The sequence below is a fragment of the Paraburkholderia sp. BL18I3N2 genome (genome assembly GCF_003001875.1).
Classification (GTDB): domain Bacteria; phylum Pseudomonadota; class Gammaproteobacteria; order Burkholderiales; family Burkholderiaceae; genus Paraburkholderia; species Paraburkholderia phytofirmans.
Map to the genome: position 1 here is coordinate 297,232 of NZ_PVNC01000006.1, position 13,846 is coordinate 311,077.

12 protein-coding genes are annotated in these 13,846 nt (G+C 63.2%); 7 read left to right on the plus strand and 5 right to left on the minus strand.

The window, feature by feature from the left end; genetic code table 11:
• The first annotated feature begins 78 nt into the window (after positions 1–78).
• From B0G75_RS19110 to tkt, 4 genes are all read left to right on the plus strand, one after another.
• On the plus strand, positions 79–339 hold the full coding sequence (locus tag B0G75_RS19110; RefSeq protein WP_106309153.1) for a hypothetical protein: 261 nt from the start codon (positions 79–81) through the stop codon (positions 337–339).
• A 52-nt stretch (positions 340–391) separates the two neighbouring features.
• The gene (locus B0G75_RS40725) at positions 392–562 is read left to right on the plus strand and encodes a hypothetical protein (protein ID WP_181309299.1); all 171 of its coding nucleotides are present in this window, start codon (positions 392–394) and stop codon (positions 560–562) included.
• Positions 563–821: 259 nt separating this feature from the next.
• On the plus strand, positions 822–1,367 hold the full coding sequence (locus tag B0G75_RS19115) for a cupin domain-containing protein (protein WP_106308744.1): 546 nt from the start codon (positions 822–824) through the stop codon (positions 1,365–1,367).
• Between the two features lie 263 nt (positions 1,368–1,630).
• Positions 1,631–3,715 carry a transketolase gene (tkt, locus tag B0G75_RS19120; protein WP_106308747.1) on the plus strand — a complete coding sequence of 695 codons (2,085 nt, stop codon included), beginning with the start codon at positions 1,631–1,633 and terminating at the stop codon, positions 3,713–3,715.
• Positions 3,716–3,944: 229 nt separating this feature from the next.
• Here tkt and zapE read toward each other — a convergent pair whose 3' ends face one another.
• The 4 genes from zapE to B0G75_RS19140 all read right to left on the minus strand — a co-directional run bounded on the left by zapE (position 3,945) and on the right by B0G75_RS19140 (position 9,355).
• A complete protein-coding gene (zapE, locus tag B0G75_RS19125) occupies positions 3,945–5,048 on the minus strand; it encodes a cell division protein ZapE (protein ID WP_106308750.1) in 1,104 nt (367 codons plus the stop codon).
• A gap of 130 nt (positions 5,049–5,178) precedes the next feature.
• Positions 5,179–7,509, minus strand: coding sequence for a PAS domain S-box protein (locus B0G75_RS19130; protein WP_106308753.1), 2,331 nt, complete (start codon positions 7,507–7,509; stop codon positions 5,179–5,181).
• A 4-nt stretch (positions 7,510–7,513) separates the two neighbouring features.
• Positions 7,514–8,317, minus strand: coding sequence for an alpha/beta fold hydrolase (locus B0G75_RS19135; protein WP_106308756.1), 804 nt, complete (start codon positions 8,315–8,317; stop codon positions 7,514–7,516).
• 135 nt (positions 8,318–8,452) lie between these two features.
• Positions 8,453–9,355 (minus strand): YihY/virulence factor BrkB family protein, encoded by a 903-nt coding sequence (locus B0G75_RS19140; RefSeq protein WP_106308759.1) that lies wholly within the window; start codon positions 9,353–9,355, stop codon positions 8,453–8,455.
• Positions 9,356–9,579: 224 nt separating this feature from the next.
• Between B0G75_RS19140 and B0G75_RS19145 the strand changes: the two genes are divergently transcribed.
• The 3 genes from B0G75_RS19145 to B0G75_RS19155 all read left to right on the plus strand — a co-directional run bounded on the left by B0G75_RS19145 (position 9,580) and on the right by B0G75_RS19155 (position 13,083).
• A complete protein-coding gene (locus tag B0G75_RS19145) occupies positions 9,580–10,731 on the plus strand; it encodes a ligase-associated DNA damage response exonuclease (RefSeq protein WP_106309156.1) in 1,152 nt (383 codons plus the stop codon).
• Positions 10,728–12,404, plus strand: coding sequence for an ATP-dependent DNA ligase (locus B0G75_RS19150; protein WP_106308762.1), 1,677 nt, complete (start codon positions 10,728–10,730; stop codon positions 12,402–12,404). Before B0G75_RS19145 ends, B0G75_RS19150 begins: the two co-directional genes overlap by 4 nt.
• A 220-nt stretch (positions 12,405–12,624) precedes the next feature.
• Entirely contained in the window at positions 12,625–13,083 is a 459-nt protein-coding gene (locus B0G75_RS19155) for a response regulator (protein ID WP_374956907.1), read from the plus strand.
• Positions 13,084–13,343: 260 nt separating this feature from the next.
• Here the strand turns inward: B0G75_RS19155 and B0G75_RS19160 are convergent, their stop codons facing one another.
• On the minus strand, positions 13,344–13,748 hold the full coding sequence (locus B0G75_RS19160) for a PRC-barrel domain-containing protein (RefSeq protein ID WP_181309300.1): 405 nt from the start codon (positions 13,746–13,748) through the stop codon (positions 13,344–13,346).
• Positions 13,749–13,846: the final 98 nt, after the last annotated feature.

Consider the following 13,846-nt stretch of genomic DNA (forward strand, 5'->3'; position numbering starts at 1 on the left):
CGTGCAGTGGACGAGTTGACGGAGAGGGACCGGATGTTGCTGCATCGAATCTATATCCGACCTCACGAGGAGAGCGACATGCAGGACATCAAATCGCAGGACGAGCTGGACGCGTTGGTCACGGACGAGGTCAAGCAGCGCAACAAGCCGAGCGGTGCGCACTATGTCGAACCCAGCCCGCTCGGCATCGAGCCCGTCGAGCAGACGGGCGTCGATAAGGCAACCAATCCGCCGCGCTCGAACGAGCGCCCTGCACAAACCGCCGAAGTGCCCCTCGGCACCGACACGCATGCGGAGCCGCCCGGAGGCGGCGGACGTGAATCGCAGCACAAGGAATGATGCGGCGGATGCGGGCTTGACACTACAAGCCAGAAACCGGAAGGAGAAATTCATGCAACAGGAAAACGAACCGCTGAACCCCGGCGACGAAGCATCGCCCGATGCACCCGGCGTCGGCGAAGACACGTGCGCCGTGTGTCGCGGCACCGGCACGGTGGAAGGCAAACAATGCGCGGTGTGCGGCGGCACCGGCAAAGTGCTGCAAGGCATCGGCGGCGGCTGACCAATGTCCGGCTTGCGCGGCACTCGACCGTCGCGGCCGATGCCACGCAAGGCGGGGTAACCAGCGAGCAATACCTCATATGTTTGCAAAATTCGTCCACCGTCACGGCAGCGCGTACAGACATGCCCGAAAAGAGGCGGATGCCAGGGCAGGCGCGCTTTATGCGGCGCTAAAAAGATCGCCCGAGCCGACGAGCACAGTGTCCTCAACGCCGGCTTCAACGGAGCACCGCGATCTTCGGAACGCCAGGGAGCAAACCATGTTCAACGATTCAAAGCATGGATTCGACGCCGCCAAAACCGAGTACGAAGCCTTCATGCTCAAGCCGCACGACTGGGTGCCAAATAATCGCCACCTGCCCGTCGTGATTTACCGGCGCGCGCTGATGCCGGAGAGCGGCGACCTTGCGGCCGCCTTCGAAATTCTCTTCGAACGCAACGCATGGCCGCCGCAGTGGCGCGACGGCATCTTCGACTATCACCATTTCCACGCCACGGCGCATGAAATACTCGGCGTAACGGATGGCTCGGCGCAGGTGATCATCGGCGGTCCGGGTGGCAGAGTGGTGACGCTATCCGCCGGCGATGCGATCCTGCTGCCGGCCGGCACTGGCCACTGTCTGCAATCGTTCGCGCGGCATTTTCGGGTCGTCGCCGGCTATCCGGAGGGCCAGCAGTGGGACATCCGCCGCGAGCCGCTCACGCCGGACGAACTGACGGCCATGGAGGCATTGCCTTTTCCGCCGCTGGACCCGATCGACGGCAAGCACGGTCCGCTGGTCGAGCATTGGCTGCGCGCGGCTTGATGCTGGCGTACGCCGTTTCATTTTTGCGTATCCGTGCCGATCTGGGCGGGTTCGGACCGCAAGCCTGCTGAAAGATCCGCTTCCCGCTGCAAGCTTGCCCCAATGCCGCGTGTAACGCTCCGTGCAGATTTGCGCGCATCGGCGCATCATCGTTGAGCCTCGCAGCGGTTCCTCATGCGTTCTTCCACGTAACACGGTTCGCCGGGTGCGCCGACACAGTGCGTCCCGGCTTTTCTCTTCAACCGCCGAACAAGGAGTGTCCCATGCAAAACGATCCCGCCCTCGATCAGCTGTGTATCAACACGATCCGCACGCTGTCGATGGACGCTGTGCAAAAGGCCAATTCCGGTCACCCCGGCACGCCGATGGCACTGGCACCCGTGGCCTATCATCTGTGGCAAAACCATCTTGTGTACGATCCGGACGAGCCGTTGTGGCCGAACCGCGATCGTTTCGTGCTCTCGGTGGGGCATGCGTCGATGCTGCTGTATTCGTTGCTGCATCTCGCCAACGTAAAGGCGGTGGATGACGACGGCAAGCCGACCGGCAGGCCCTCCGTCTCGCTCGACGACATCCAGCACTTCCGTCAGATCGACAGCAACACGCCGGGGCACCCCGAGTACCGCATGACTACTGGCGTCGAGACCACCACCGGCCCGCTCGGCCAGGGACTCGGCAACAGCGTCGGCATGGCGATGGCGGGGCGCTGGTGCGAGAGCCACTTCAACAAGCCGGATGCGCCGCTCTTCGGCCATCGCGTCTACGCGCTATGCGGCGACGGCGACATGATGGAAGGCATCTCGCACGAGGCGGCCTCGCTCGCCGGGCATCTGAAACTGTCCAATCTGATTTGGATCTACGACAGCAATCGCGTGACGATCGAGGGCCACACGGACCTCGCGTACAGCGACGACGTGGAAAGCCGGTTCCGCGGCTACAACTGGCATACGCTGCGTGTGAACGACGCCAACGACGCCGCCGCGCTCGAAGCCGCTTTGGTCGAGGCGAAAAGCATCACCGACAGGCCGACGCTGATCGTCGTGCACAGCATCATCGGCTGGGGCTCGCCGCACAAGCAGGACTCGTCATCGGCGCACGGCGAAGCGCTCGGCGTCGAAGAAGTGGCGCTCACCAAGAAGGCGTACGGCTGGCCCGAGGATAAATTCTTCCATGTGCCTGACGGCGTGCACGAGCGCTTTGCGGCGGGCATCGGCGCGCGCGGCAAGGCGGCGCGCGAGGCATGGCAGGCGCAGTACGACGCCTACAACAAGAAGTACCCGGAACTCGCGCGTGAATTCGCGCAGATGGAAGCACACGAATTGCCGGCGGGCTGGGACAGCGACATCCCCACGTTCGATGCCGACCCGAAGGGCGTCGCGTCACGCGACTCGTCGGGCAAGGTGCTCAACGCGATTGCCGCGCGCGTGCCGTGGATGATCGGCGGCGCGGCCGATCTCTCGCCGTCCACCAAAACCAATCTGAAATTCGAGGGCGCGGGCAGCTTCGAGCACGATAGCTACGGCGGCTGCAATCTGCACTTCGGCATTCGCGAACACGCGATGGGCGCGGCGGTGAATGGCCTCGCGCTGTCGAATCTGCGGCCGTTCGGCTCCACGTTCCTGATTTTCAGCGACTACATGAAGCCGCCGATCCGCCTCTCGGCCATCATGGAAGTGCCGTCCATCTTCGTGTTCACGCACGATTCGATCGGCGTGGGCGAAGACGGTCCGACCCATCAGCCGATCGAACAACTGGCTTCGCTACGCGGTGTGCCGGGACTCACCGTGCTGCGCCCGGGCGATGCCAACGAAGTCGCCGAGGCGTGGCGTGTGGCGCTGTCGGATCCGCGGCGGCCGTCGTGCATCGTGGTGTCGCGTCAGGCGTTGCCCACCTTGGACCGCAGCCGCTATGCCGCCGCCAGCGGCACGCAGAAGGGCGCTTATGTGCTCGCCGATGCGGCCGATGGACGGAAGCCGCAAGTGATCCTGATGGCGACGGGCAGCGAACTCTCGGTGTGCGTCGACGTGTACGAAAAGCTCAAGGGCGAGGGCATTGCGGCGCGTGTCGTGTCGATGCCGTCGTGGGACATCTTCGAGCGCCAGGACGAGGCGTATCAGGAATCGGTGTTGCCGTCGGACGTCGACGCGCGTGTCGCCGTCGAACAGGCTGCCTCGCTTGGCTGGGACCGGTATGTGGGCCGACTCGGCGCGCAGGTGGTGATGCATACGTTCGGCGCGTCCGCGCCGCTCGCCGATCTGAAGAAGAAGTTTGGCTTCACGCCGGAGCGTGTGTATGAAGCGGCGAAGCAGCAGATCGAGCGGGTGAAGTCGAAGCGCAGCCAGGGATAAAGGTACGAAAAGCTGAGCAATGAGAAACCGGCGGTTCGATGAGAACCGCCGGTTTTTTTACCCGACGGCGGTAGCAGCTGCCATTCCCGAGTCGCGCCGCGTGCGCGCTTTTTACCGTTTCATCCTATGAATAGCGGCCTTTTTCGCAGGACGGCGATTCAGAGAGGCGCGCAGGATTTGCGATTGTGTTGCAAGATTTGCAGAAAACGCGCCCCTGGCGGCGGTTGGTTCACGCGGACCCGTCCAGTGCATTTGCGGGCGTGTCCGCCGAAACCTCGCGCGTTCCGTCGAGCGTGTTGCGATAGGCGCGCGATTGCATTTCGGCGAGCCGGCTCAGCGTGCGCGACAAGTCGTGCGCGCCTTCCAAACCGGTGAGCGCTGTCTCGATCGGTTCATCGGACGCGATGAACAGCGCACGCTTGCGGTCGTAGAAGATATCGACCAGCCAGATCAGCCGTTGCAGCGTGTGAGACGTACGCAGCCACTCCGTGCGGAGATTGTCGAGGATCAGACCATGCCATTGCTCGGCGAGATCCAGATAGTCGAGATGCGAGCGGCTTGCCACGCACAGATTCTCGAAGTCCGCCCATAGCAAGGCGGCGCCCGCCGCGCGTGCGGAAAGCGGGCGGCCCGCCGCGCTCACCGTGACCGGATCCAGCGTTTCGCTGCCTTCGTAGCGCACGAAAATCCGCAGCAAGGCCTCACGCGTGGCCGCATCGAGCGGCGCGAAGAAATGCGGCACTTGCGCTTCTTCTCCGCCGAAACGGTAGTCGCGCGCGCCGTCGAAATGAATCACGGTGAAGCGGCGTTCGATCTGCTCGATGGTCGGCAGAAAACGCTCGTGAAACTCCGGGTCGGCGAGCAGGCCTTCCGGCGCGTAGTTCGAGGTGAGCACGATACGTGTGCCGAGACCGATCGCGGTATCGAGAAAGCGGCCCATCAGGAATGCATCGGCGATATCGTGCACGTGAAATTCGTCGAAGCACAGCAGCTCGATACCGTCGAGCCATTGCCGCGACACCGAGCCGAGCCGGTCGTCGCCGCGCGGCTCGCTCACGAGTCGCCGGTTCATCTCACGCAGAAATTCGTGAAAGTGCAGACGCCGCTTGCGGCAGGTCGCCAACTCGAACACAGTATCGACCACCAGACTCTTGCCGCGCCCAGGCAGCCCATAGCAATACACGCCCTGATGCGGCGATGTCGCACCGGAACTCGCGCGCTGGCCGTTCGCGCCGAGCAACGTGATGAGCGCGGCGATCGCTTCGCGCTGGCTCGCGTCGGGCACGATACCGCGCGCGGCGAGGGTGCGTGTGACCTGAGCGTCGTCAAGCATGGGCACGCGTGCCGGTGCGTGACGAAACGGTTTCGCAAGAGAGGAGGGCGAATGGGGAGGCGGTGTCGATGGACATAAAGGGCGGACGGCGGGCGGAAATCGCGTCAGTTTAACAAGGCGCGTTCATCGCTCATACCCGCTGCCGGCTCAACACCCGCTGCAACTCGCCTGGATCGACCGGCTTCGTGAAGTGATGGTCGAAGCCCGCGGCGAGAGCCGTCTGCTTGTCCTGCTGCTGGCCCCAGCCGGTGACGGCGATCAGCACAACGCCGGCGTCCGGATAATCCTGGCGAATCCGCCGCGCCACTTCATAGCCGTTCAGTTGCGGTAAGCCGATATCGAGAATCACCGCCTGCGGTTCGAACGCGCCGATCAGTTCGAGACCGGCGATACCGTCGCCGGCCGTGCGCACTTCGTGGCCTTCGAGTTCGAGCACCATCGCGAGGCTGTCGGCGGCGTCCGCATTGTCGTCGACGATCACGACTCGCAGGCCGCCCGCGTGCGGCGCCTCGACCGGCGCACTATCTGACGGCAGCGACGCGGCGTTCGTCACCGGCAGCCGGATCACGAATTCGCTGCCTTTGCCGGGACCGTCACTAAAGGCCGCGACCGTGCCGCCATGCAGTTCCGCGAGGCCGCGCACCAGCGCGAGGCCGATGCCGAGTCCGCCTTGCGAGCGGTCCAACGCCGGCGCGAGTTGCGAAAACATTTCGAACACGCTGTTCAGATGCTCGGCCGGAATGCCGATGCCGGAATCGCGCACGACGATCACCGCTTCGTCGCCTTCGCGTTCCGCCGCGAGTGAAATGGTGCCGCCGGGCGGCGTGTACTTGGCGGCGTTGTTCAGCAGATTCAGGATCATTTGCGACAGGCGCGTGGGATCGGCGACCAGGTAGAGCGGCTCGCGTGGCAGCGTTACGCTCAGATGGTGCGACGAGGCCTGCACGGTCGGCCGCGCCGCCTCCATGGCCGACTGCATCGCACGCGCCAGTTCGAGACGTTGCTTGCGCAACTCCAGCTTGCCCTGAGTGATACGCGAGACTTCCAGCAGATCGTCGACCAGATGCGTCATGTGCTGCAGTTGCCGGTCGAACACGTCGCGCGACCAGCTTAACTGCGGATCGGCGAATTCCTTCAGGCGCAGAATTTCGAGCACGTTGCGCATCGGCGCGAGCGGATTGCGCAGTTCGTGTGCGAGCGTGGCGAGGAATTCGTCCTTGCGGCGATCGGCCTTCGAGAGTTCGAGGTTTAGCCGCGTGAGTTGCTGTTCGGCATGCCGGCGCCCGGTAATGTCCCGATTGATGCTGACCGCGCCGTAGATATCGCCGCGCGCGTTGGCGAGCGGCTTGATCACGGTTTCGCACACGCCGCGCGAACCGTCGCGCCGCACGAATGGCAATTCGCCGCGCCACGTGCCTTCGGCGGCGAGTGCGGCGAGTGCTTCGCGGCGGATGTTCAGTGCCTCTTCCGGCGGCAGGAAGAGCGCGACCGGTTTGCCGAGAACCTCGCGCATGCGATAACCCAGCATGCGTTCGCCGCCCACGTTGAAGTCGGTGATACTGCCGCGCAAATCGGTGATCACGATCGCGTCGCTCAGGTGCTCGAAGATTGCCGCCTGACGCAGCAGGACCGTCTGCGCTTCCTTGCGTTCGGTGATGTCGATGCCGAGGCCGTAGATCGTCAGCGGCTCGCCGTGGCGGTCGTAAGTGGCGCGCCCGCGGCCTTCCATCCAGCACCACTCGCCGCTCGCGTGCAGAAAGCGGAACTCGGCGACATAGTCGTCACCGCTTTCCACCGCGTGATCTACTGCCTCGTTCAGCGCGAGCAGGTCGCCTGGATGAATCAGTTCGAAAAAGCCGCCGGGTGTGTCGGCAAAACGGCCTTCGGCGTAGCCCGCGAGCGCTTCGAGTTCGCGGCTCCACCAGAACTTGCCCGACTTCGGCTCGTGCGACCACGCGCCCATGCGCGCGCCGCGCATGGCGAGACTCAGCACGTCGCGGCTTTCCTGCAACTCGCGCTGCGCGCGCTGATGCGCGGCCACGGACGCCTCGGCATTGCGCCGCGCCAGCAGCAACTCCTGCTCGTACTTATGACGGTCGGCGACGATCAGCACCGCCACTTCGAGGTAAGTCACGTCGCCATGACGGCGGCGCACCGCGTTGAGCAGCATCGGCACCATGTGGCCGTCGCGATGCGCCATGTTCAGTTTGACCTCGGCCACCGAACCCTGCATTTGCAGAAGCGGCGCCCAATGCGTCTGATAGAACACCTTGCCGCCGGCACTCAGCAGATCCTGGATTTGCCTCGTCCCGGCGAGCTCCGCGGTCTCGTAGCCGAGCCAGCCGCAGAAGGTCGCGTTCACGCGCAGGATGCGGCCGTTGACATCGGTGATGAGCAGGCCGCAAGCGGCGTGCTCGAACAACGCATCGGCTGAGGGCAGCGGGCGGTCCGTGCTGTGCATCGTGCTACAGGCTCATTGGCCCGAGAAAAGCGTTCATCGCGTCCGCACTTGCGCCCGGTGAACTCAGGTGCGGACAATGGCCGACGTTCTCGATGAGATGCAGCGTGCTGCCAGGAATCGTGCGGTGCAGGTATTCGCCCACCACGCACGGCGCGATGATGTCGTCGCTACATTGCAGAATCAGCGTGGGCGTGGTGGTGCGCGAGAGTATCGCGCGATGGTCGGAGAGAAACGTGACGCGCGCGAATTGCCGCGCGATCTCGGGATCGGTGCGGCAGAAACTGTTGGTCAGTTCGACGCCGAGCTCCGGTTGCTCCGGCGCGCCCATGATGGCCGGCGCCATGGTGCTCGACCAGCCGAGATAGTTGCTTTCGAGCGTGCGCAGCAGATCTTCGATGTCTTCGCGCGAGAAGCCGCCGACGTAGTCGCCGTCGTTCACGTAACACGGCGACGGGCCCACCATGATCAGAGCGGAGAAAAGCTGTGGCGCCTTGAGGCTCGCGATCAGGCCGATCATCGCGCTGACCGAGTGGCCGACGAACACCACCGGGCCCTCGGCAACTTCACGGACGATCTCGATCAGGTCGCTGGCGTAGCCGTACAGCGAGTCGTATTTGTCGATGTCGTAGGCGTTCAGATCCGACGAACCGCTGCCGACGTGATCGAACAGCACGGTGCGGTATTCGTCATGAAACGACGGTGCGAGTAAGCGCCACATGCCTTGATCGCAACCGAAGCCGTGCGCCAGCACCATGGTCCGCTTGCCGTTGCCGGAAATCTGTATGTTGTTGCGCTGGGTGATGCTCATTGTGGGTCCTGAAGCCTGCCGGGTCGAAGCGGCGGTTATGCCAGGCGTGCGCCTCGGCCGGTATTCAACAGAATGTTACAGCAGTCTTGCCGCGAAACCTCGTTGCCGAGCCATAACGCGCACCGCCGCGAGGTCTCAACCGGTCTTGATGTCAGGCTGCGGCGCCTGAAGCGGTTCGAGCCCGAACCGCTCGTATTGCGAAATCACCTGCGCCCCGAGCAGCAGCAAGGTCGCAAGCCATTCCAGGCTGAACAGGATGACGATGGCCATGGTCAGCGACCCATACACCACGCTGACTTGCGAGAGCGTCGCGAAGTACCAGACCAGCACGTGCCGCGTAATCTCCCACAGCACGGCGGCGACCACGCCGCCGAACAGCGCATGTTTGAGTGAAGGACGACCGACCGGCATCACCATATAGATCGAGGTCAGCACGAAGACCTCACCCGCGAGGCCGAGCAGATACAACACGACGCGCGAGAGTCCTTGCAACGATACATGTAGGCCGAACAGATCGATGCCTTCGGCGCCGATCGCTTCGAGTCCGCTCGACACAAAGGTCACGATCAGGATACCGACGCCCAGACACAGAATGTAGCAATACGGCAGCATCGCCGAGAGCAGGAAGTGCCGCCGCCGGACCACCACGCGGTGGACGAAAATCAGCGACATCGCATTCTCCAGCACGGTGAAGGCGAGCGAACTGAAAAAGATCATCGTCAGCAGCAGGACCCAGCCGATCACCGCGCGATGCGAGAGAAAATTGGCCAGCTCGTGCACCAGCGCGTTCGACTGGCCCGGCACTAGCCATTGCAACAGATGCGCGAGCGCCGCGAGCAACACATGCTGCGGCACGAAACGCGACAGGGCGATCACGATCAGGATCATGAGCGGTACGATCGACAACAGCGCGTAATACGCGACCGCGCCCGCAAGCAGCAGCCCTTGGTTGGCGCGAAACGCCTTCAAGGTTTGCAGCGCGAATGCACCGGGATGTCTCGCCACATATAACGCGTGGTCATCGATGATGGTTTGCATGGGACCTCACAGCGCGCGTGGCTGGCCTGCCGGACTGCTGGCTTCGCCGATGCGCTTGCCTTGTTGCTCGTGCGTACTCAAGCAAGAATGCAGCCACTCTCACATTGCCGTTTCCTCCTGGCATTCCGGGTCGCCAGCACGTGCCAGGAATGCAGTTTGCTTGGCGGCTGTATCGAGGTCGCATCGACCTGCCGCAACACGCCCGCTTTTCATCGGAACCACCATTGACTATAGCCTCTGACGAAGCAGATCTCGCAGACCTCGTAGTGGCACGCCCGGAGGGATTGTATTGTCCGCCTGGCGACTTCTATATCGATCCGTGGCGTCCCGTCGAACGCGCGGTGATCACGCATGCCCATTCCGACCACGCGCGCTTCGGGCATCGGCACTACCTCGCGTCCCATGCAGGAGCGGACGTACTGCTGTCGCGTTTGCCCGGCATATCGCTGCAAACCCTGGCGTATGGCGAGCGCCTGGATCTCAACGGCACGGCCGTTTCGCTGCATCCCGCAGGGCATGTGCTTGGTTCGGCGCAAGTGCGGATCGAACATCGGGGGCGCGTGTGGGTCGCCTCGGGCGACTACAAGCTCGACCCCGACCCGACCTGCGATGCCTTCGAGCCGGTGCGCTGCGACACCTTCATTACCGAGTCGACCTTCGGCCTGCCGATCTACCGGTGGGACGCGCCGCAAACCGTATTCGACGGCGTCGATTCGTGGTGGCGTCATAACGCCGCCGAAGGACGCGCGTCCGTGCTGTTCTGCTATTCGTTCGGCAAGGCGCAGCGCGTGCTCGCGAGTGTCGATGCGGGCATTGGGCCGATTTTCTGTCACGGCGCCGTGGAGCCGCTCAATCGCGCGTATCGCGACGCTGGCGTGCATTTGCCGCCGGTGCGGCTCGTGAGCGAGATACCGGTCAAGGACAAGGTGGCGTTCCGCCAGGCATTGATCGTGGCGCCGCCGTCCGCACAGGGCAGCGCATGGCTCAAGCGCTTCGGCGACTATAGCGATGCGTTCGCGTCGGGCTGGATGCGTCTGCGTGGCGCGCGCCGCAGGCGGGGTGTCGACCGCGGCTTCGTGCTGTCGGATCACGCCGATTGGCCCAGCCTGCAAACCGCCATTCAGGCGACGGGCGCCGAACGCGTGATCGTCACGCACGGTTCGGTGGAACCGATGGTGCGATGGTTGCGCGAGCAAGGCCTCGAGGCCGGCGCGTTTGCAACGCAATATGGCGACGATACGGTCGAAGCCGATGCCGCGGGCGCGGATGAAACCGCCGCGACTGGCAGCGTGCCGCACGAGTTCGCTCAGGCCGCGGAGCGCGACGCGTCCACTGATGACACGGCCAACGCGGCCAACCCGTCGAGCCGCGTATGAAACGCTTCGCCGCCCTCTACACCGCGCTCGACGCGACCACGTCCACGCACGACAAACTCGAAGCGCTTACCAGCTACTTCGCCGTGGCCGAACCGGAAGACGCGGCGTGGGCGTCGTATTTTCTCGCCGGCGGCAAACCGCGCCAATCGGTGCCGACGCGTCTGCTGACCGAGATCGCCCGCGAGCGTGCCGGATTGCCCGAGTGGTTATTCGAAGAGTCCTATCACGCAGTGGGCGATCTGGCCGAAACCATCGCCCATATCCTGCCGCCCGCGCAACGCAGTTCGGAACTGGGTCTCACGCAATGGATCGAGCAACGCGTGCTGACTTTACGTGGCGTGGCGCCGGAAGAATTGCGCACGCGTTTGCTCAGCTACTGGGACGAACTCGACTGGGGCGGCCGTTTCCTGCTGACCAAACTGATTGGCGGCGGATTTCGGGTGGGCGTTGCGCGGCAACTGGTGGTGAGGGCGCTGGCGGAAGTCGCGGGCGTCGATCATAAACGGATTGCGCAACGCATGGTCGGTTGGACCGACTCGCAACAGAAGCCCGATGCCGCGCGCTATCTGCGTTTGATCGCACCGGAGGCGACAGGCGATGAGACGCAGGCCGCAGATCATCCGCATGAGAGCGACCTCGGCCTGCCGTATCCGTTCTTTCTCGCCCATCCATTGCAAGCCGATCCGGCGACGCTTGGCGATCCATCGCAATGGCAGATCGAATGGAAGTGGGATGGCATTCGCGCGCAACTCGTCAAACGTGGTGGGCGTGTCTGGTTATGGTCACGCGGCGAGGATCTGATCACGGATCGCTTCCCAGAAGTAGCGGCGTTGGGCGAAGCCTTGCCGGATGGTTTCGTGGTCGACGGAGAGATTCTCGCGTGGGAACCCGGCGACATGGCGCCATTACCGTTCGCGCGCCTGCAACCGCGCATTGCCCGCAAAACGCTGACTAAAAAAATTCTCGCCGACTCACCGGCGACGCTGCTTGCCTACGATCTGCTCGAAGCGCACGGCCAGGACCTGCGCATGACGCCGCTCGTCGAGCGGCGCGCGCAACTGGAGGCGCTGGCTGTTTCAATCGAAGGCACGCTTGCGCAAGATCTGCTGCGCGTCTCGCCACTGGTTCGCGCAGCGGACTGGCAGGCGCTTGCTGCATTACGTGACGAGAGCCGTGCGCGTGGCGTGGAAGGGCTCATGGTCAAGCAACGCGAATCGATGTACGGCGTGGGCCGCACCAAAGCCTCCGGCACGTGGTGGAAATGGAAGATCGATCCGTATGCAATCGATGCGGTGCTGCTCTACGCACAACGCGGCCACGGCCGCCGTGCGAGTCTCTACACCGATTTCACCTTCGCGGTATGGGACGAGGCGAACGGCGTGCGCACGTTGGTGCCTTTCGCGAAAGCTTATTCCGGTCTAACCGACGAAGAAATGCGCCAGGTAGACGCAATCGTGCGCAAGACCACGATCGAAAAATTTGGCCCGGTGCGCAGCGTCACACCCACGCTGGTCTTCGAGATCGGCTTCGAAGGCATTCAGGCGAGTCCCCGTCATAAGTCCGGCGTGGCGGTGCGTTTTCCACGCATGTTGCGCTGGCGGACCGATAAACATATCGACGACGCCGATACGCTGGCGATGCTAAAGGGCTTCATCGACGATCGTGCGGGATAACCCGCTGAGTACAAATCCCTAAAAAGGTGCAGGGTTTTTAGCCAGCGGCATTTTATTGCCTGAGCTAAGGTGATGAGGTAAGGCGTACGTCGCGAACGCGACGCAACGGGGAGACCATCGTCTGGCGAACGATGAGTTTTGTCCGCGTGTCAGGAGCGAATCTTGCACGCAGGTTCCGAAGTGCCCGCGAGTGGCACGCGCAAATGCCAAGGAGAAGATGGTGACGTTCGACGACCGGATGGACGATAACGAAGACGTCGTAGTGTGGCGGCCTATCCAGTACGCGATGGCATCGCACCGGCGCGTCCTCGTGGTGGACGATTACCAGGAAGCGGCAGAAGCATTGCAGATGTTGCTGGTTGCCGACGGCTTCGAGTGCCGCGCGCTCGAGGATCCTTTTGCCGTCTGCGAGATGGCGCGTGAATGGCAGCCGTTCGCGGTGGTGCTGGACATCAAGATGCCGGGCCTGGATGGCCTCGAGCTGGCCCGGCGCCTGCGCGCCCATCCTTCGACTTCGCATATGTTGCTAGTCGCGTGTACAGCGTTTGCCTCACGTGATGACCGCGCACGTGCGAAAGCCGCTGGTTTCGATGCGCATTGCGCGAAACCGCTGACGCCCGAGCGTCTGTTGCGAGTGCTTGAATCGGCGGCGGCGCTGCACGTGGCCGGTCCGTCGTAAAGGCTGCGCGCGCTTTGAAAGAAATTCTCCATGCAGCAATAGTGGAATTCGCCGCGGACTGAAGCAAACGCGCGGTGTCGAGGGCACGACTTCAATTACTGTTTTGCTGGATCGAACGTTAAGCGGCACGCAATTATTTAGGTTAATTGAATATATCGCCGTGCCGACGGGTCTGCTGATCACGTAGCTTACGCCAGTGGAACAAACCAGCTGCAAAGGCTAGTCCCTTGCAGCTGGGCCAGTGGAGTCAAAGGCATCGATCAGTCCGGCGCGTACTTGAATTCAGGCAGCGCCTCGAGCGACTTTTTGGTGGCTTCGGGCAGCACCACTCGGCGGTTATTGATCTGCAAATCGTTGAACGGCACGGCGACCAGGTGTTTGCCCATGCCGAGGAATCCCCCTACCGACAGAATCGCGTATGTGCTGCGGTCGCCGCTCGGCGAGACGATCAGATCGTCCAACGTGCCAATCGTGTCCTTGGTCTTGTTGTAGACATCGGCGCCACTCAACTTCGACGCGCGGTAGCCGCTTGCGAGTTGCACCACGTCTGTACGTCTCTCGGTGATCGCCTGAGGCGCGCCCTGAGCGTACGCGTGGCCATACGAGGCCAGCGTGGCAAGGAGCAGGGCGGTGGCGGCCAGTGACTTGATCTGCACTCGTTGCATGATGATTTTCTCCCTGATGACATGTGCGGCGCTTCTTGTACCGCGCCGCTTCACTGAGTCAGCCTGCATCATGCTTGCTGCAAGAGTTGTGCCGCGGC

Coding starts and splice junctions, on each gene's coding strand:
- B0G75_RS19110 (WP_106309153.1), top strand. CDS start 79: ATGCAGGACATCAAATCGCAGGACGAGCTGGACGCGTTGGTCACGGAC.
- B0G75_RS40725 (WP_181309299.1), top strand. CDS start 392: ATGCAACAGGAAAACGAACCGCTGAACCCCGGCGACGAAGCATCGCCC.
- B0G75_RS19115 (WP_106308744.1), top strand. CDS start 822: ATGTTCAACGATTCAAAGCATGGATTCGACGCCGCCAAAACCGAGTAC.
- tkt (WP_106308747.1), top strand. CDS start 1,631: ATGCAAAACGATCCCGCCCTCGATCAGCTGTGTATCAACACGATCCGC.
- zapE (WP_106308750.1), bottom strand. CDS start 5,048: ATGCTTGACGACGCTCAGGTCACACGCACCCTCGCCGCGCGCGGTATC.
- B0G75_RS19130 (WP_106308753.1), bottom strand. CDS start 7,509: ATGCACAGCACGGACCGCCCGCTGCCCTCAGCCGATGCGTTGTTCGAG.
- B0G75_RS19135 (WP_106308756.1), bottom strand. CDS start 8,317: ATGAGCATCACCCAGCGCAACAACATACAGATTTCCGGCAACGGCAAG.
- B0G75_RS19140 (WP_106308759.1), bottom strand. CDS start 9,355: ATGCAAACCATCATCGATGACCACGCGTTATATGTGGCGAGACATCCC.
- B0G75_RS19150 (WP_106308762.1), top strand. CDS start 10,728: ATGAAACGCTTCGCCGCCCTCTACACCGCGCTCGACGCGACCACGTCC.
- B0G75_RS19160 (WP_181309300.1), bottom strand. CDS start 13,748: ATGCAACGAGTGCAGATCAAGTCACTGGCCGCCACCGCCCTGCTCCTT.